This is a genomic window from Xylanibacillus composti, assembly GCF_018403685.1.
GTDB classification, from domain to species: Bacteria; Bacillota; Bacilli; order Paenibacillales; family K13; genus Xylanibacillus; species Xylanibacillus composti.
Genome location: NZ_BOVK01000043.1, coordinates 1 through 17,659 on the forward strand (window position 1 = coordinate 1; position 17,659 = coordinate 17,659).

Here is a 17,659-nt window from a genome sequence, read left to right on the forward strand (position 1 = left end):
ATTTTCACAGACTATTGACACTTTTTCACTTCTCTATAGATACCTCATTTTAATAGGCTATGCTGCCTACAGTTCTATGCATGATTCCTTAACGATTGTTATCAAGCAGCCAAGAGTATGGCCGCCTGCGATGCTTCACGAATCGCAGGCGTTGTCCTAACGGTTATTGAAGTCCCGTTGAACGAGGTCTTTGATCGCTTTTTCGTTCTTCTTGGCCTTGCGCTGTTTGTCAGGATTGTCCGGATTCCCTGATTTGAAGCGGGCTGCGTCCATGCCGTCCATGATGTTCATACGTCTCACCTCCGATGCTGTTAGCTTGCCAAGCGAAGCGGTGGAATATAAATAAATGGGGGCAACTGCATGTTGCCGCGAAACTTCGATTTCAAGCACTCTATTCGCTCATTCCTTCTGCTTTGTCTGCGGTTGCCGGAATTCGCCGGGCTTCTTATCCGGATATAGATGCAGCAGCTTATTTGAGGACATCGCCATGATCTTCGGCTCCAGTCGCTCTCTGCTGCGCCGCAGCCGGGGACGACCTGGCTGTAGCAGTCGCTGCACGAGCCGCAAATACCAACGGGTCATGCGCATGAACAGACCATCAGGCAGTGCCAATACGGTAAAGCCGAACCGCTCCGCCGGCTGGTGGAGCAAGCTGACGCCGTACACAGCCTTGATCCTCGCAGCTTTCGGATGCTTGCGAATATAGGCAGCCAGCCGCGGAAGTCCAGGCTGGAAGCGGCGAAGCAGGGCCACGATCAGCTGCATCATCGAAGGATAGGCTTGACTGATCGAATAGATCATCCGATTGTTCAGATGAATTTCCGCAATGTAATCGCCCTTTCGGACTTCGGTTCCGTCGTCCAGCCGGAGCGCTTGCTTGCCCGTGTACGGACGGACACGAGCCTGGATGAACGGTTGCTCTGAGTCGATCGGGCAAATGCGCAGCAGGTGCAAAACCAGGCTGTCCCATGTCAGCCACGCTGCTGCAAACGCGGAACGAATGCGCCGCCGCGCAGATGATTTCGGTCGAGGTTGTACGGCTTGCGTTCGGGAGCAGGGGACAGCCGGAGCCCCCCCTTCGCCGCTCTGCCGATCGGCATCCAGCGCAATGCCTTCACTGAGCGTCACGAAGGTCCACTTGTTTCGGTTGATCCGAAGCCAGCCTTCCAGCGCTTCCAGCATATAGCGGGGCGCATCCGGACGGGCGCCGAAGGTGCTGCCGCAATCGTGAAGCACAATGATCGACCCGTCGGCAACATGCTGCGATAATTGGCGCTGCATGGCGGTCACTGTCTCCGCCTTCGCGCGCCAATCGTTGACCATAACGGACCACAGCACATGGCGGTAGCGGGAACGAAACAGGTCGGCGAGGTTAAGCAATCCCCACGGAGGTCTGTAGAGCTTCGGCCATCGCCCGGTCTGTTCATGAATCATGGATGCGGTCCGTTGAAGGTGACGGTCAACCGACCAAGGAGCCAGCAGCCAATTGGGCCAATGCCTGTAGTTATGGATGCCGATTTCATGCCCTTCAGCAGCGATTCTTCGGATCAGGTCAGGGTGCCTGGAAGCCCGCTGCCCCACTACGAAGAAGGTGGCGGAAATGTGATTGGCGGCAAGCAAATCCAGCAGCTTCGGAGTATAAACCGGGTCCGGGCCGTCATCGAAGGTCAGCGCCACAGCTCGCCTGCCGGAAAGCAGACTGTACACGGTTCGCGCAAAGCGAGCGGAAGGAAAGCGCCACCCAAAACAAGGGCTGAGGACGCGGGAATACAGGTATGGTATCAAGCAGTAACCGGCCACATAGACGATGACAAGGATCAAGAGCAAGGCTTTCAAGACTCTCCTCCTCCCATGCGGGCTAATACCTTCATCATAGCTTACCGGGTATGTGCGGTTCCAGTTGCTTCAAGACTTCATGAAACATTTTTTGCTGGATTACGTATGAAAAGTAACTATTTTTTTTGTCGAAAGGGGTTTCCGATGAGCGTGAAAATTGCTATTGTGGAGAAGAAACTGTCCGGGGAAATGAAAACGATTCATGAGGCAATATGGAACGACACACAAATATCTGCGCTGGACCATGCCAATTACTTGTTGGTCGACGGACAGGAATATGAGATGCTGGAAGGCCGATTGAATGTCAATTCCGGACTGCTGGAAATATTGGTGGCAGCAGTTATAGAGGATCGCGAGACGAACAAAACAGAAGCAGACTGACGGGAAAGGGGAAGCGGAACATGACGGAGCGCAAATCACTGCTCGAGCATTGGACTTATCAGGGCAAGCCGTTGCGAGTGCTTTCTACTTCGCTTGGCGTGGCATTGGCGGCAAATTTATTGCTGATGCCGCCGGCGCGAGCGGAAACAACGAATCCAGACGCTGGCCCCGTGCTGGTCGAATGGTCTACGGAAGCGGTGAAAGAGTATTATGATCCAGAGATAGATTGGAATTTGCCAATCAGACTGCCGGCTGAGGGAGCAGATTTCGAAGAGGGGCCGCTGGACGGGTCCGGCGAAGAAGCGGCAGGAGGCACAGGCGGCGGTTCTGCCCCCGTTATTGTGCATAATGGCTTTGGCTGGGACGACTTGCTGTTGTATCACTTGATCTTCAACAGCGGCAGGTCCTACTCCAGCCGCAGCTGGTCGGATTCCCGACCGGTTTACAACCCGCGGACGAATGAGCCTTACCGGCCAAAAACATTCGAAAGCGGAAGCTTCCAGAACAAGCCGACAGCGGGATCTACGGTTCGGCCGAAAACGACTGATTCCACCGGTTCCATTACAAGAAGGGGAAGCGCCAGCAGCAGTTCGGCCAAGGCAACTTCCTCCTCCCCCGGCGGAATAGGCGGGAAATCCAGCAGCTTCAGTTCCAGCAGCAAAAGCTCCTCCTTCGGAGGCTGACGTGTCATGATCGAGATTGTGGGCGAGCCGCGGCCGAATCGCCGGGAGCGTGTGGAGAAGCTGGCTGCGATGGGCTTTACTTGGGCAGATCTGGGTAACGAAGCGTACTGGGTGGACCAGCTTGCTGTCATGCCCGCGTCCTTATATGAAGAGTTGCGGAATGCGGCTGGTGCACTGTGGACGATTTTTGACAAGGCGGCAAGATTCGTTGTCGGGCGCAGGGACTTGTATGAGCTGCTGGCCGTACCTGAAGTGTTGTGGGATGCACTGGACGTCCTTGAGCCGGGACCGGAGGGGTTGATCAGCCGTTACGCGCGTTTTGATTTCGCCATATCGCCGGCAGGAGACATTCGCTTGCTGGAGCTGAACGCAGATACGCCGACAGGGTATGTGGAAGCCAGCGTGGTGACTCCTTGGATGTGCAGGCAGTATGGGGTCATGAGTGCTAATGATGGCATGAAGGCACGAATTGCGGAAGCGTGGCAGGCGGAGAGACCTGAGGTTGCGGCATGCATGGCATATGGGGAACACGCTGAGGACACAGGGACGATTGAAATGCTGGTGCGGCACAGCGGATTGCCTGTCCGCTGCCTGGACTGTCTGGAACTGTGGGTGGATGAAGGTCAACTGAAGGATGCGGCAGGCATGCCGATTCACAGCTTGTTCGCCTTGTATCCTAAAGAATGGATGGCGGTAGATGACGGCGGCGAGGCGCTTGCTTTCGCACTGGAAAGCGGGAAACTGCAGCTGTTCAACCCGGTTCATGCAATATTGCTGCAATCGAAGGGGCTTCAGGCGCTGATTTGGGGACTGCATGAACTCATGAGCGGACTGTTTACCCGGGAGGAGCATGCAATAATAAACCGCTATATGCTGCCGACGTACGATCAGCCTGTATTGGAGCATTCCTATGTCAGCAAATCCATGTTTGGCCGCGAAGGCGGGTCCGTCAAGCTCTATGATGAGAAAGGGCAGCTGGAAACCGAGGATCGGGATGGATACGACACAAGTGTCTGGTTTCCGCCGATATACCAGCAGCGCGCCGAGCTGCACCCGGTCAAATTATACAACGGCGATTATCATCTGCTGGCAGGCATGTTCATGCTTAACGGACAGCCATCGGGACTGTTGGGAAGAGCGGGTGGACTGATTACGGGCAACGCGAGCCATTTTATAGCAATAGGGGTGAAGGAGAAATGAAGCAAGGCAGATTAGGGCAGTTGCTGGTCATTGGTGGCATCATACTGGTTGTTCTATTCATCATCGGCAAGAATTCGGACACGGCGCCCGATGTGCTGCAAACGGCGAATTCCCCGCTGAGCGGAGGCAGCGCTTCTGCCGTACCAACAGAAAACGCCGTTTCCTCGGCAAGCGTAGTCCCTTGGGATTATCGCATTGCAGAGCGGGAAGTCGGCGATATCATTGGCGGGGATATGGTGCTGCTTCCGAATAATGAGCTGCTGCCCAATGACAATCATTTCGCCACGGGTGACAAAGTATGGGTATTGGAACATATGAGCGCAACGATGCGCATGAATGAGGATGGGCGCAATCAGGTTACCTTGTCCGAATGGAAAATGATCAAGTCTTACACGACACAGGAAGCGGCTGAGGAAGATTTGGCGAATCTCAAGGTGTTGCTGGAGACCGAGGTCGATCTCGTCGGTGTTTATAAGACCGAGCATGAAGGGGAGTTTCGGCAGTTCGCCGTGGTGACGCTGCCATCCGGCCACGATATCAAGCAGCCGATCGATACGGACCGTTATGAAGCTCTGAAGTCGCAGGAGCGTGTCAAAGTGCAGCTGGAGGAAGTGCACGATTACGAAGATTACGATATGGCCATGGCCAAATTCAGGGGGTGGGCGGAATGATTGTTGTCAATTTGTTCATCAGTGTGCTGGCGATTGTGATTTTGCAGCTGACCGGCATGTTCTTGTTCTCGATAATGACGCCTTTCAATGATTTGGAGGAATTGCGCAAGGGCAATACGGCTGTTGGCGTTGCCCTCGGCGGCAAATTTTTGGCGACGGCTATTATACTTGGAGTAGCCGCTTACACGAACGCCTCCATTCTTCATATGGGCATGTGGTTTTTTGTCGGATACGTGTGCTTGATCGCTACGTATTGGGTATTTGATTGGGCAACGCCAGGCATCAAGCTCTCGGAAAATTTGCAGAAGGGCAACACCGCAGTAGCCGCGCTGCTGGCGTTTGTGTATGTTGGCATCGCCTTCGCTGTGTCCAGCTTAATTGTCTAGATGAAAGGTGACGAGCTACGATGAGTATCTGGAATCGACTGAAAGGCATGATGCGCCGTCCGGAACCGCCGAGAAGAGAAAAAACGGTGATGGATTGCATGCCGGGCGATGCGCTTGAGGTATCGCTCGCCATGTACGAAGTGATCGGCAAAATGTCGGGATCTGGCCGAAGAGAAGCGATGATCACATTAAAGGACGGCGCAGCCATCAAGTATCTGTATGTCGAGCAGAGAGAAGCGCCCGACTGCATCCTGTATGAGGAGATTGACGGGAGGCTGGATCAGTACAGTGAAGTACCGTCAACGATTGAACTCGATGATGTGAGCTATTACTTGGAGGAAGAATATACCGTTTGGCAAACCGTAACCGGACGAACCCCTTTTACGGCAGCAGGGGAAATGCACGTATGGCGGTTTCAGTCCGATGATCGGCAGCTGCTGCGGATTGAATGGATGCAAGGCCGGTTCATGCTGTATCAAGGGGAGCGCATCCTGCCCAGCGATGTTCATTTATTTGGCGGCAGCTAATGCCGTTCCCTCTGGCGTTCATCCTTGATGCGGCACTTAGCGCTTGAACTAGCAGATCAACGAGCATGGGAGGAAGGAATGTCCATGAAATACCATTCGTTTGGAAATATTCGCTACAAGGTGTCCTCGCTTGGATTTGGTGCGATGAATTTGCCTGGCGTCCCGTTTGAGCAGGCGAAGGAGGCATTGAATTATGCGCTGGATCATGGCATCAACTACATTGACACAGCTGCAGGCTATCGCAACAGCGAAGAGATCATCGGCAACAGCATCTCGCATCGCCGCGATGAGTTTTTTCTTGCGACTAAGACGAATAAAAGAGATTACCAGTCGGCGAAAGAAGAGATCGAACGCAGTTTGATTCGAATGAAGACCGATTATATTGATCTGCTGCAAATCCATTATGTGAATTATCCGCATGAGATCAAGCAGGTGATGGATGAGGGCGGCGCATATGAAGCGGTCATGGAGATGAAGCGGGAAGGCAAAGTGCGGCATGTCGGCATTACCGGCCATCGCCCTGAGCTGCTGGCCAAGTGGATTTCCGGCGGCAAATTCGAACAAGTGCTCTTCCATCTGAACTTGGCCCAGCCGTTTGCGCTGGATGAGCTCATTCCGATGGCAGACAAGCTGAATATGGGTCGTACTGCGATGAAGCCGCTGTCCGGCGGATTTATTCAGCCGATTGATAAGGCGATCCGGTATCCGTACAGCCAGAACATCCATACATTGATTTCCGGGATGACGAGTGTGGACGAAGTGAAGGAAAATATCGCGGCCATGGAGCGGGATGTGGATGCGGATGAAAAGGCCGAGCTCGAGCAGCTTGCGCGGGAGATGGGCGCACACAATTGCCGCCGCTGCAACTACTGCTCCTGTCCGCTGGAAATCAAGATTCCGGACGTGATGATTTCCAGCGAAGCAACACGCGCTCTCGGATTGCTGCCGAAAGGCCAATCCTTCTTTGAGAACCATCTGGAGAAGATGCAGGCATGCGCGGACTATGAGCCATGCAAGGAAAAGCCGCTGTGCGAGGAGAAATGCCCCTATCATCTCCCGATGCAGTCTGTCATACAGCGCTCCGCGATGGAGTATGCCCAATCTTGATTCGAGCTCTTCGACTGGCCCCCGTAAAAGTAAACGGACACGCCTTGCGCTTCCGTTTATTTTCGGGGGCTGTTTGTATGCGCCAGAGGAAGCCGGGAACTGATTCGGCGTTACATGATAGAGCATATGTCTTCTTAAGGGGCTGCCAATCTGCACGTTGGGATGGTCGAAGAAGCGGTCAAGGCGCATCCCGATCTTCTGCATGACATTTCGCGATGGTTGATTGATCTCGGCAGTAAAACTGAACACCTCTTACTAGGTTGTTGGCGCCAAAAAAATATTTTGTTCTCCCGACTGAAAACAAGCAACTTTTCTCATTCTTGGAGCGTCAACCATACATAACCATCATTATAGTTCCTTATCAATCGAGGGAGGAAGTTATGTGAAAAAGCTGGCGTTTATGTTCGTAGCATGCCTAATGTTGTCATCGGTTTTCTTTCAGGCACAGAGTCAAGCGGCTTCGCAAATTAAAATTCTCATCAACGGCGTGGAATTGGCAACCGATCAAAGCCCGGTGTTGATTCAGAACCGCGCAATGGTGCCTTTGCGCGCCATATTCGAAGCGTTGAACGCTCAAGTAAATTGGAACCAGCAGGAACAGCGCGTCACTGCGCGGAAAGGAAACACGACGGTATCGCTCACGATTCATTCCACGACGGCGACGATCAACAACGAAACCGTGTATTTGGATGTGCCGGCAAGGACCGTCAACGACCGCACAGTCGTGCCCGTGCGGTTTGTTAGCGAAGCATTGGGAGAAGAAGTAACGTGGAACGCTGCTGCCCAAACGGTAACCATTACAACGAAGCCGGTTGTCGCAGTATCCGGCCTTCAGGTGAAAGCCAATGCGCAGTATGGCGACGGCCGCGATCTCGAAGTTCGCTTCAATCGTGCGGCAGACGAATCCGTCATTGACCACTATCGGATTCTGGTGGTCAAATCTTCTGCGGCGCGCCAATTTACCAGTGCCAAGGCGGAAAATGTGTTGTCCCGCAACTTCACGGCTGTCAGGCCGAACGGACGCAATCAAACGGTAACCTTAACGGAAAATACCCGCGACGTCGATGGGGAAGTGATCAAAAGCGGGCAATCCTATACCGTCTTCGTGCTTACCGTCGGCAACAACAACGGATTATACCGCATGGAGCTGTCTCCATCCAGTTCTGCGGTGACCATCAACCTTCCTGCTGTGAAGGCGCCGACCAACGTAACCGTCAAGGACGTCAGCGACTACGGCGATGCCCGCGATCTCTTGATCGGCTTCAACAAGTCGGCTGACGAGTCCAAAGTAGAGGAATACCGCGTCTTCGTTGTGAAATCGCAGCATGCCCGCAACTTCAATCTCAGCGAAGCGAATAAAGTCGGATCAGCCCGTTACCACCGCATCGCCAAGACCGGCGGCAATATCAGTCAGACGTTGCCTTCCACAATGCGGGACGTGCAGGGGGATGCCATTGTGAACGGCCAAGCGTATCGCCTGTTTGTTATGGCTGTCGGCAACAGCCGCAGCAGCCATGCGAACGCGCTGTCCTCCGCTTCGTCGGAAATCACCTTATCCAACAACGTCAGGGTTAATGCCGTTAGCAATTTGCAAGTGAACGATATTAGCGATTATGGCGACGGCCGCGATCTATTGGTTTCGTTCAACAAAATCCCGGATGAATCTCAACTCAGCCATTACCGCATTCTGGTGGTGAAATCGGCCAACGCTTCAAGATTTAATCTGGCAGCAGCCAATGCCGTGTCCCCAGGAAACTTTACCTATGTCGCTAAAACTGGCAATCATCTGAGCCAGGCTCTGCCGCCTGACGCCCGAGACGTAGACGGAGCGGCTATCCGCAGCGGCGTCAGTTACCAAGTGTTCGTTTTGTCTGTGAACACGGGCAACAATGCCGGAGGCAACGCCTTGTCCCATGCCTCCGCGTCTATCACCTTGTCAGACAATGCGCTGGGGGCTCCGAGCCATGTAGCGGGCCATATTGTCAATCATTTCGGAGACGGCCGCGATCTGGAAGTTTCGTTCACCCGTTCTCCGAATGAAGCAGCCGTTTCCGAATATCGGATCATGCTGGTGCCTGCCAGTCAGTCTCATGCTTTCAATCTGGCTTCGGCCAACCAAGTCACCTCCGCGAATTATACTTCGGTGGCGAAGCAGAGAGGCGATATTCGCAGAGCGCTGCCGCAGTCGGTTAGAGACGTGCAAGGCAATCCGTTAGTTCGGGGCATTCCGTATAAGGTATTCGTCCTTGCGGTGGCGGAAAGCCGTACCAACATGTCCAACGCGCTGTCCGCGCCATCGGCCGATGTCGTGCTTACCGAAGCGGGCGTTCAAGCAGCTACAATCACCAACGTGCAGGATACTAGCGCCCCAGGCGGTCAGCTGGGTCTGACGGTCAACTTCACCAAAGCCGGCAATGAACAGCAGATCGCTTATTATGCCGTCATGGTTGTTCCTGCTGCTAACGCGAGCAATTTTAATTTGGCAGCAGCTAATGCAGTACCGGCATCGCGCTATACTACAGTCAGCAAAACCGGCGGCAATCTCGCAGTGACGCTGCCAGCTTCCGCAACGGATGTGGATGGCAATGCGCTGCGCGGGGGAATTCCTTACCGCGTCTTCATTCTCTCCATAGCGGACGGAAGGACGGCAACAGTGAACAGTCTGTCCCTGCCATCGAATGAGATTACGCTGATTTCGAATTAACCGGAACATTTGCAGGAGAAATGTCCATGATTTTTCATGGACATTTCTCCTTTTTTGGTTGGGAAATTAACGAACAGCTACTCTGCTAACCATTCGGCGAGCCCATAGACAAAGGAGTACTGTCGAGACAACGTATGCTGCAATCATCGCCGCGCTTCCCAGGGCGGCAACGTGAACGTTCTCGGACTGACCAATGAAATGGATGAGGAAAAATGGCGCGAGCGCGACGATGCTGTATACAATCCCCCGCAGCCAGCCCTTATGGTAAAAACTCAGTCCGACCAACCAGCCTGCAATAAATATCAGAAGCATGTCCAAATATAGTTTCACAGCATTAAAAACCGGATTCACCCAGACATCCTGGGCGGAGAAGCGGAAGATTAAGGTTTCGCCCAACCATCGGGCAACGCCAAATTCTAATAAATTGGCAATGATCAGAATGGCAACAAACAAAACAGAAACGGTTAGCCCTTTTCGCAAGCTTGCATGAAAAAATGATCTGCGGGAGATCCCGTGCTTAATCAATGCAGGCATCACGATCGTTGTAAACAAAATACCGTTCACAAACAAAAACCATTTTGGAGCCTGATCCAAGTAAGACCAAAAACCAAACGGCAGGGCATCGATGTCATCCCGCAGCCGGATCCATTCCCCCAAAAAGGTGACTTGTAGCACCCATCCGCCAATGACCATCAAGCACAAAATTGCCCAAAACCATACATAGATAGTCCAATTGCTTTCCCAAAAATGCTTGAACAATTTGTTCGTCATGATTCATCGCCTTCCTTTTTGCTCGTGAAATGGATAAATAAATCCTGCAAGCCAACCGGACCGGTTTCCAGTTGATAGTGACTGATTTTTTGTTTTGTTTCCCGGTCAAGCTCACCAAAAAGTGTAACGGATTTCGTTGGACCCAATCTTTTTTCGCTCAGCACCTTCATGTTTATGGAAATCTCGTCTACACGATCGGCTGATCCGGTGACGGCAACACCTTTATCACGGAACTCATCCACTTTTTCATGAAGGAGTATTTTTCCCTGATCCAGGATTACCACTTCCTCGAACAAGGACTCCACTTCTTCAATCAAGTGAGTAGACAAAATAATCGTACGGGGATGCTCCATATAATCCCGCAGTATTTCCTCATAAAACGCATAACGTGAGGGCGCATCCATGCCCAAATACGCTTCATCGAAAATGGTGATTGGAGCTCGGCTGGCCAAGCCAATCACAGCGCCCATTGCCGACTTCATCCCTCGTGAAAACGAGCTTACCTTTTTGTTGTAAGGCAGCTTAAATTTCTCCATCAGCTGATCTGCATAAGCTGCATCCCAGTTCGGACGAAACTTGGATGCGAATGCTAGTGCTTTCTTTGCATTTTCCTCTTCATACACATTTCCTTCATCTCGAATAAAACAAATCTGAAGAGTAGCTTCCTCATTGTCAAACACTTCTTCTCCGCCCACCTTTACACTCCCGCTGGATGCCGGGCGAAAGGAAGACAATACAGACAACAGACTCGTTTTCCCCGATCCATTCCGCCCTAAAAGAGCATAAATTTTATTTCCTTCCAATTTCAAATTAATATCCTGAAGCGCAGGAAAGGAATCATACTTCAGGTTCATCTGTTCAATCGTTATATCTGGCGCACTCATTGTGAATTCTCTCCTTCCCGTTTCTTCATATAGTCAATCAATTCATTCCACGGTATACCGATCGCAGCGGCTTCCTCCAGCATGGCGTCGACCTTCTCTTGAAAAAAACGCTCCCGCCGGTCCGATACGATGCGTTCTCTAGCTCCCGGACTTACAAACATCCCGATCCCTCGCTTTTTGTATAAAATTTGATCGTCCGTTAATTGCTGAAATCCTTTCGCTGCAGTTGCTGGATTGATCCGATAAAAAGACGCATACTGATTGGTCGACATCACTTGTTCGTCTTCCTTCAACTCACCGTGAAGGATCTGTTCTTTGATTTGCGCCGCGATTTGGAGGTAAATCGGGCTTTTATCATCAAACATAAGGTCACTCCCTCTCACCACCTTATGTGGTTCATTACTTATGTAACTAACCGTATAACAAAAGAACCTTGATGTCAACATGATATTTGCCCCATTTACAATTCAGATATTCGAAATCCATTGCTGAGAAATAAAAAAAACCAGAGCGGTTGTTTGCCGCTCTGGGGCCCCCTGAATTCGGCAGCTGTCCCTACAAATTCGATGGAGCCTGTAGAAAACAATACGCAACTGAAAAAACAAAGTGGGCTGCAACAGGTAAATAAGTTCCTGACCTGTCACAACCCTCTAACCTGCGACTTACGCAGGCTCTTCGGTTCTTATTCTTATCCCGTCGCCACCGAATTCCCTTTGTACGGCGGCCAATTCAACATTCGCATGACTGTTGAACGGTAAACCATATGTCAGTGCGCTGGCCCGTTTCAACGACTTTTGTTTTTTTGAGCACGATTTGCATGCCCTCCATGAACTCGAAAAGCCGCTTCCCCTCACCAAGCAAGATAGGCATAATGCCAATTTCCAATTCATCCACGAGTCCGGCTTTTAACAATTGCCGCCCCACGCTCGGTCCGCCCACAACCGTTACGTTTTTATCCCCAGCGGCTTGTTTGGCTTGCTGAATGGCAGCTTCGACTGTATCTACGAACGCAAATCGGATTCGGCCATTTTCTTTTGGTTTTCTCTCGGGCGCTTGCTTAGTGATCACAAAGATGGGTACTTGAAACTCATAGTGATCGGCGTAAGCATCAGGATCGCTGGCCATTGCAAAGGTTCTGCGCCCCATAACTACCGCTCCGGTTGTGCGAATCGCCTCTTGCATCATGTCCGTTTCACCAAGCTCCTTCAAATTCGGGTACAGTAAGCCCATTCTGCCGTTCGCGTCATTAATGAACCCATCCAGTGACATGGTCATACCGAAAATCACTTTTGCCATCGATTCATCATCCTTCCGAGCAATTTCTCGACTCATATTTTCTCCTTCTGACGATAGTGCGGCAATAGAGGCCTCCCTGCTATGAAAAGCACAGCAAGCGCGAGCGCGAGCATGACAAAAGGAAATGTTGCGATAAGGGCTCCTTGTCCCAAGGCCAATAAGGATATGACGGCCCCGGTCATGATCATCACGATAACGGCTGAGGAGAGGAGCGCGAACCTTGGCCAACGGAATCCCGCGATCAAACCAATGCCGGCTAGTAGCTCCAATACGCCGATCATGCGCATAAATCCGACCCCGTATCCGAGCGGCTCCGTATAGAGAGTCCGGATTTCCTCGCTGCTCACGAATACCTTCATTAGCCCGTTCATAAGAAAGACGGCAGCTAATAGTCCTTGCACGATGCGAACGAACCACTTCATGGCAAGCTCCGTTGAGAATGCATATCCAGCAAGGAGGCGAATCGATCCAAGAGCTCGTCCATTCCTTCGGTCAAGCCGGACCGAAGCAATTCATCACGGATTTCGACCGACGGGTAGAGAGACGTTTCCGTCATCTTCGTTCTTCCTGCTCCCGCTTCTTCGAACGTTACTGTGATCAACCCGACAGTGGGAACAAACTCAAGCTCGTGTGTCTGGATAAGCCGGTTCGGCGATGCCACTTCGTGAAACACCCCGCGATGAGCGTACTCTTTTCCGTTCGGATCTCTATGGATGAACCTCCACATACCGCCATTTTTGGCATCCAGGCTTTCTACGGTCGTCGTCATGAAGCTGGGCCCCCACCATTCGGGAATATAAGCGGGATCCGTCCACATTTGGAAAACGAGCTCGCAGGGAGCTTCGAACGTTCGGCTGATGATGATTTCCTGTTTGTTCGGTTCAGCAATGATCGTGGTCTTTGACATGTTTCATTCACCTCTTTGGATTAACAATATCAATTTGGGTCACCCTGTTCTTCTTGCACTTTGCTGAGAAGAGCGTCCAACCGGGTGAATTGCTCCTCCTTGGCTTCCTGGAACGATTGAACCCACCTTTCCAACTCAGCGAACCGCTCTTTGCGCACTTTGAAAATCCTCCGATTCGCTACGGCCTGCACGTCAACGAGCTCGGCGTCAGTCAGCACCCGGAGATGCTTGGATGACTGGGGCAATCGAAGCCCAAGCTGCTCCGCGATTTCCCCGAGCGTGAGGGCTCCATTGTCCCGCAACAGCTCCATGATGTTCATTCGGTTAGGTTCGGCAAGCGCACTCAATGTAGCCGCATTCAAGGATCTGCCTCCTTTCTGATCTTGAAATCTGATCGTGTTTGATTCTCTGGATCAATATATCACGAAGGAAGTTTCCTGTAAAGGAAATTTCCATTAAAGGAAACTTATATAAGCCAAAAGAGGGCCGCAACAGGTCATTGGCTCATAACCTGTCGCGGCCCTTAATTCCGCGTCCGACGCGGTCCTCGGCTTACTCTTCTCCTGTCGCAATCGGATTCCCCGGACAGCTGATCCAGTCGCTCCAGCTGCCCGCGTACAGGCGGACCCGTTCAAATCCTGCTTGCTTCAATGCCAGCACATTCGGGCATGCGGTCACGCCCGATCCGCAATAGACGATTATTTCGCGGTCCTTCGGCAGTGCATGGAAGCGATCCTCCAGTTCTTGGACGGACCTCCATTGCCCCCGCTCATTCAAATTATCCTTCCAGAAATAGTGGAGGGCGCCGGGAATATGTCCAGCGACCGGATCGATCGGCTCCTCCTCCCCGAGGAAGCGCTTGTGCTCCCGCGAATCGAGCAGCACTGTTTCCGTTTGCTCGCCAGCCAGCGCTTGAGCGGCTGCTGCTTGGACTTCCGGCATAGAGGCGAGCCATTCAGGCTGCGGGTTCCCTTCAAAGCGAGCCGGGATGACAACCGCCGGATTTCCTTCTTCTATAGGGAATCCCTCTTGCTTCCAACCGGCCAATCCTCCATCCAGCACATAGACGCGATCATGGCCCATATAGTGGAGCAGCCACCACAATCGTGTGGCCATAGCGCCGCCTTGATCGTCATATGCCACTACTCTGGTATCTGTACTGATTCCTGCTTGGCTGAATGTTGCGATCAAGGCCTCGGGCGACGGCAATGGATGACGTCCGCCATGCTGTTCAACCGGTGCGGAGAGATCGGCTTCAAGATCAAAATACCGGGCGCCGGGAATGCGCGAAGCCGCGTATGCTTGGCGTCCCGCAAGGGGATTCGCCAGGTCAAAGCGGCAGTCCGCAATGACGAGATCGGGTTCATACAGTCGGGCAAGCAGCCAACGCTTACTGACAACGGGGTTCATGGATATTCCTCCTTGACCGGATCTTCACGATGTAGTCATACTTCCGATTGTCTTATTGTACCATGAATAAGAGGAGGGAGATAGTTTGCCTGATCGGACGCAGTCCGGTAAAATAGGAATATCATGCGAAGAGGAGGGGTACCATGCTGCGAGGTGTGACAGGCTTAGGAGCCGCGATTATAGTAGCTGCCGCTACATTCTCCGGGTCCGCCTATGCCGCAGAAACACCGGCAAATACTGAAGAACCGACGAACGTACATATGCAGGAATCGCTTCACGAAGAAGGAGCGCCAACTGAACGGGATGCAAGCAGCACGCAGCCGGATCAAGTGGCTGAAGATACAGCCGAAACTACGCCGGATCCGATAACGATGACTATTCAAGTGGGGAAAGATGCATCGCGGGAGGATGCCGTGTTTATTGAGAATGATCGCGTATATGTGTCCTTGCGTTCGCTTGCTGACGAATTTGAGAGTGAGATGGTCTGGGATTCGCCGAAGATTTCGCTCCATACTGCGATTGGCGACAAGATCGTATTCACTGTGGATGATCCGACGATGCAAGTCAACGGAAAGACGTATACGATGGATGTCACGCCAATCATTAAGGAAGACCGCATTTATTTGCCGCTGCGTCATGCAGCGGAGCTCATGCATGCCTCCATGGATTGGGATGCTGCTGCCAAGACAGCGGTAATCACGCAGGTGCCGTTGTACACGATTCAACAGGGAGACACGCTTCGTGTGATCGCGGAGAAGCACGGAGTCAAGGCTGGCCTGCTGAAGGAGCGAAATGGCTTGGCTTCAAATGCGCTTATAGCGGGGAACACGTTAAAGACCGTCATCCCCCAGGCGATTGCAGAGAAGCTGCCTTCCCCCGATGTGGTGCTGCTGGCAAAGATCATAGAAGTGGAAGCGGGCCATGAATCATACGAGGGCCAAGTGGCGATCGGAAATGTGATCATGAACCGGGTCGAAAGCAGTTTGTTCCCCAATACGATTGAGGCGGTTATTTATCAGCCGGGACAATTCCCGCCAGCCGCGAAAGGCATGCTGGAAAATTTGGAGCCGGACGCGGAGGCATTGAAAGCAGCGGAAGCCGCGCTGGATGGAGAGATGGTCGTTCCGGGCGCCCTTTACTTCTTCAATCCGAACGTTTCCCGCGGGGGATACTTCGATTCGCTGGAAACGGTCAAGGATATCGGCAATCATCGATTTGCGAAATAGTCCGCTATAAAGGCGAACCGATTCAAAAAGAAGCTGCCTCCAAAGTCATTCTTTGACTGGGAGGCAGCTTCATGTTGTGCGCCCGGCATGGGCTCCGGTCAGCGCCTTCAGGTCCAGCGCGCGCCCCACAATTTCATTTCCTTGATCATTTTTTTCAAGTCCATGCCTTTGTCTGTCAGTGTATATTCCACCGTAACCGGTACGGTAGGAATCACTTTTCGCGTCAAGATTTCATGCTCTTCCAGGTGCCGGAGCGAGTCCGTGAGCGCTTTCGGGCTAATGTTGGGAATCGATTTGCGCAGCTCGCCGAATCGCCGGGTTCCGTTAAACAACTCGCGCAGAATGAGAAACGACCATTTGCCTCCTATGATGGTGAGCGCTTTTTCAATCGAGCATTCTACTTCGACTACTTCCAACTTGCGTGCGGTTTTCATCTGAGCATCTCCTCCCCAACCGTTCGGTATAAAAAGGTTACTAGCTATACATCCTTACATAATGTGAAGTCGAGGTAATTTTCTTTAGAATATTTCACTTCTATTCATTGTATATCACGTTGTTTATAATGAACATGAGACAAATTATCAAAAAAAAATTCGGGTATGGAAGGGACGAGCTTGAGATGCAATACAACAGACTTGGCAGAACTGGCTTGAAGGTCAGCAACATCAGCTTGGGGAGTTGGCTTACATACGCGAACTCCGTTGAGCAGGAAAAGGCGACAACGATCATAGACAAAGCCTACGAGCTTGGCGTGAATTTTTTCGATACGGCGAACGTGTATGTAACGGGGGAAGCGGAAAAAATCGTTGGCGCTGCCCTGAATAAATATCCGCGGGAATCATATGTGCTGGCGACAAAGGTGTATTTCCCGATGGGCGAGGGACCGAATGACAAGGGATTGTCCCGCAAGCACGTTTTTGAGCAGCTGCATGCGAGCTTGAAGCGCTTGAACCACGATTATGTCGATATTTATTATTGCCACCGCCATGATCCGGAATCGCCGATGGACGAGACGCTGCGTACGATCGATGATATGCTGCGGCAGGGCAAAATTCTTTATGCAGGGGTAAGCGAATGGACCGCCGCGCAAATTCAGGAAGCGATGCAAATCGCGGACAAGTACTTGCTGGATCGCATAGTAGTAAACCAGCCTATGTACCACATGTTCCACCGGAATATAGAAAGTGAGATTATTCCGTTGTCTGAACGCAACGGCGTAAGCCAAGTCGTATTCTCGCCGTTGGCGCAAGGAGTATTGACCGGGAAATATAAGAAGGGTCAGGCACATCCGGCAGGAAGCCGCGCAACGGATCCGAGCTCCAATATGTGGATGGGGCCATACTTGACCGATGAGGTGCTGGGCAAGGTGGAACAGCTGGAAGGCATTGCGAAGGAGCTTGGGTACAGTCTGTCGCAGCTTGCGCTGGCGTGGGTGCTGCGCATCCCGAATGTGGCTAGCGCTCTGATCGGTGCAAGCCGTCCGGAACAAATTGAAGAAAATGTAAAGGCCGCAGACATTAAGCTGGATCAGGAAACAATCGATCGCATTGAAGCGATTTTGACTGCTTGAGCCGCACAGGGCCTCATAGTGAAGGAAGCGAAACCTTATACGGCAGCTTGTACAAAGCCCGCCCGCGCTGATGCGGACGGGCTTTGTGCTGCCCGGAAGC

Annotated in this window: 21 protein-coding genes; 10 read left to right on the forward strand and 11 right to left on the reverse strand. The window is 52.1% G+C overall.

What is annotated here, in order from left to right; all coding sequences use genetic code 11:
- Positions 1 to 156: 156 nt before the first annotated feature.
- Positions 157 to 291, reverse strand: coding sequence for a hypothetical protein (locus XYCOK13_RS22160; protein ID WP_280520907.1), 135 nt, complete (start codon positions 289 to 291; stop codon positions 157 to 159).
- Positions 292 to 399: 108 nt separating this feature from the next.
- Positions 400 to 1,836: a polysaccharide deacetylase family protein gene (locus tag XYCOK13_RS15180; RefSeq protein ID WP_213413021.1), complete on the reverse strand. Its 1,437-nt coding sequence runs from the start codon at positions 1,834 to 1,836 to the stop codon at positions 400 to 402.
- Between the two features lie 144 nt (positions 1,837 to 1,980).
- Between XYCOK13_RS15180 and XYCOK13_RS15185 the strand changes: the two genes are divergently transcribed.
- From XYCOK13_RS15185 to XYCOK13_RS15220, 8 genes are all read left to right on the forward strand, one after another.
- Positions 1,981 to 2,217, forward strand: a complete 237-nt coding sequence (locus tag XYCOK13_RS15185; protein WP_213413023.1) for a hypothetical protein — start codon at positions 1,981 to 1,983, stop codon at positions 2,215 to 2,217.
- A gap of 20 nt (positions 2,218 to 2,237) precedes the next feature.
- Complete coding sequence (locus tag XYCOK13_RS15190) at positions 2,238 to 2,900, forward strand: hypothetical protein (protein WP_213413024.1); 663 nt, start codon at positions 2,238 to 2,240, stop codon at positions 2,898 to 2,900.
- Between the two features lie 6 nt (positions 2,901 to 2,906).
- Positions 2,907 to 4,100, forward strand: coding sequence for a glutathionylspermidine synthase family protein (locus XYCOK13_RS15195; protein ID WP_213413025.1), 1,194 nt, complete (start codon positions 2,907 to 2,909; stop codon positions 4,098 to 4,100).
- The gene (locus XYCOK13_RS15200; RefSeq protein WP_213413026.1) at positions 4,097 to 4,771 is read left to right on the forward strand and encodes a hypothetical protein; all 675 of its coding nucleotides are present in this window, start codon (positions 4,097 to 4,099) and stop codon (positions 4,769 to 4,771) included. The genes XYCOK13_RS15195 and XYCOK13_RS15200 overlap by 4 nt, the downstream gene beginning before the upstream one ends.
- Positions 4,768 to 5,157: a DUF350 domain-containing protein gene (locus XYCOK13_RS15205; protein ID WP_213413027.1), complete on the forward strand. Its 390-nt coding sequence runs from the start codon at positions 4,768 to 4,770 to the stop codon at positions 5,155 to 5,157. Before XYCOK13_RS15200 ends, XYCOK13_RS15205 begins: the two co-directional genes overlap by 4 nt.
- Positions 5,158 to 5,177: 20 nt before the next feature.
- Positions 5,178 to 5,684 carry a DUF4178 domain-containing protein gene (locus XYCOK13_RS15210; protein WP_213413028.1) on the forward strand — a complete coding sequence of 169 codons (507 nt, stop codon included), beginning with the start codon at positions 5,178 to 5,180 and terminating at the stop codon, positions 5,682 to 5,684.
- 84 nt (positions 5,685 to 5,768) lie between these two features.
- Positions 5,769 to 6,791 carry an aldo/keto reductase gene (locus XYCOK13_RS15215; RefSeq protein ID WP_213413029.1) on the forward strand — a complete coding sequence of 341 codons (1,023 nt, stop codon included), beginning with the start codon at positions 5,769 to 5,771 and terminating at the stop codon, positions 6,789 to 6,791.
- 382 nt (positions 6,792 to 7,173) lie between these two features.
- Entirely contained in the window at positions 7,174 to 9,495 is a 2,322-nt protein-coding gene (locus tag XYCOK13_RS15220) for a copper amine oxidase N-terminal domain-containing protein (RefSeq protein WP_213413030.1), read from the forward strand.
- Between the two features lie 66 nt (positions 9,496 to 9,561).
- Here the strand turns inward: XYCOK13_RS15220 and XYCOK13_RS15225 are convergent, their stop codons facing one another.
- The 8 genes from XYCOK13_RS15225 to XYCOK13_RS15260 all read right to left on the reverse strand — a co-directional run bounded on the left by XYCOK13_RS15225 (position 9,562) and on the right by XYCOK13_RS15260 (position 14,763).
- Positions 9,562 to 10,266: a hypothetical protein gene (locus XYCOK13_RS15225; RefSeq protein WP_213413031.1), complete on the reverse strand. Its 705-nt coding sequence runs from the start codon at positions 10,264 to 10,266 to the stop codon at positions 9,562 to 9,564.
- The gene (locus XYCOK13_RS15230; protein ID WP_308443030.1) at positions 10,263 to 11,150 is read right to left on the reverse strand and encodes an ABC transporter ATP-binding protein; all 888 of its coding nucleotides are present in this window, start codon (positions 11,148 to 11,150) and stop codon (positions 10,263 to 10,265) included. The genes XYCOK13_RS15225 and XYCOK13_RS15230 overlap by 4 nt, the downstream gene beginning before the upstream one ends.
- Entirely contained in the window at positions 11,147 to 11,515 is a 369-nt protein-coding gene (locus tag XYCOK13_RS15235; protein ID WP_213413032.1) for a GntR family transcriptional regulator, read from the reverse strand. Before XYCOK13_RS15235 ends, XYCOK13_RS15230 begins: the two co-directional genes overlap by 4 nt.
- Before the next feature lie 364 nt (positions 11,516 to 11,879).
- Positions 11,880 to 12,446: a dihydrofolate reductase family protein gene (locus XYCOK13_RS15240; protein ID WP_213413033.1), complete on the reverse strand. Its 567-nt coding sequence runs from the start codon at positions 12,444 to 12,446 to the stop codon at positions 11,880 to 11,882.
- A 32-nt stretch (positions 12,447 to 12,478) separates the two neighbouring features.
- Positions 12,479 to 12,868: a DoxX family protein gene (locus XYCOK13_RS15245; protein WP_213413035.1), complete on the reverse strand. Its 390-nt coding sequence runs from the start codon at positions 12,866 to 12,868 to the stop codon at positions 12,479 to 12,481.
- A complete protein-coding gene (locus XYCOK13_RS15250) occupies positions 12,865 to 13,353 on the reverse strand; it encodes an SRPBCC family protein (protein ID WP_213413037.1) in 489 nt (162 codons plus the stop codon). The genes XYCOK13_RS15245 and XYCOK13_RS15250 overlap by 4 nt, the downstream gene beginning before the upstream one ends.
- Positions 13,354 to 13,382: 29 nt before the next feature.
- Entirely contained in the window at positions 13,383 to 13,715 is a 333-nt protein-coding gene (locus XYCOK13_RS15255; RefSeq protein WP_280520908.1) for an ArsR/SmtB family transcription factor, read from the reverse strand.
- A 190-nt stretch (positions 13,716 to 13,905) separates the two neighbouring features.
- Positions 13,906 to 14,763, reverse strand: a complete 858-nt coding sequence (locus XYCOK13_RS15260; RefSeq protein WP_213413038.1) for a sulfurtransferase — start codon at positions 14,761 to 14,763, stop codon at positions 13,906 to 13,908.
- A gap of 143 nt (positions 14,764 to 14,906) precedes the next feature.
- Between XYCOK13_RS15260 and XYCOK13_RS15265 the strand changes: the two genes are divergently transcribed.
- On the forward strand, positions 14,907 to 15,989 hold the full coding sequence (locus XYCOK13_RS15265) for a cell wall hydrolase (RefSeq protein ID WP_213413040.1): 1,083 nt from the start codon (positions 14,907 to 14,909) through the stop codon (positions 15,987 to 15,989).
- Between the two features lie 107 nt (positions 15,990 to 16,096).
- On the opposite strand, the gene XYCOK13_RS15270 is transcribed toward XYCOK13_RS15265, so the two are convergent.
- On the reverse strand, positions 16,097 to 16,423 hold the full coding sequence (locus XYCOK13_RS15270) for a winged helix-turn-helix transcriptional regulator (RefSeq protein ID WP_213413041.1): 327 nt from the start codon (positions 16,421 to 16,423) through the stop codon (positions 16,097 to 16,099).
- A gap of 185 nt (positions 16,424 to 16,608) precedes the next feature.
- Between XYCOK13_RS15270 and XYCOK13_RS15275 the strand changes: the two genes are divergently transcribed.
- Entirely contained in the window at positions 16,609 to 17,559 is a 951-nt protein-coding gene (locus tag XYCOK13_RS15275; protein ID WP_213413043.1) for an aldo/keto reductase family protein, read from the forward strand.
- The last annotated feature ends 100 nt before the right edge of the window (positions 17,560 to 17,659 follow it).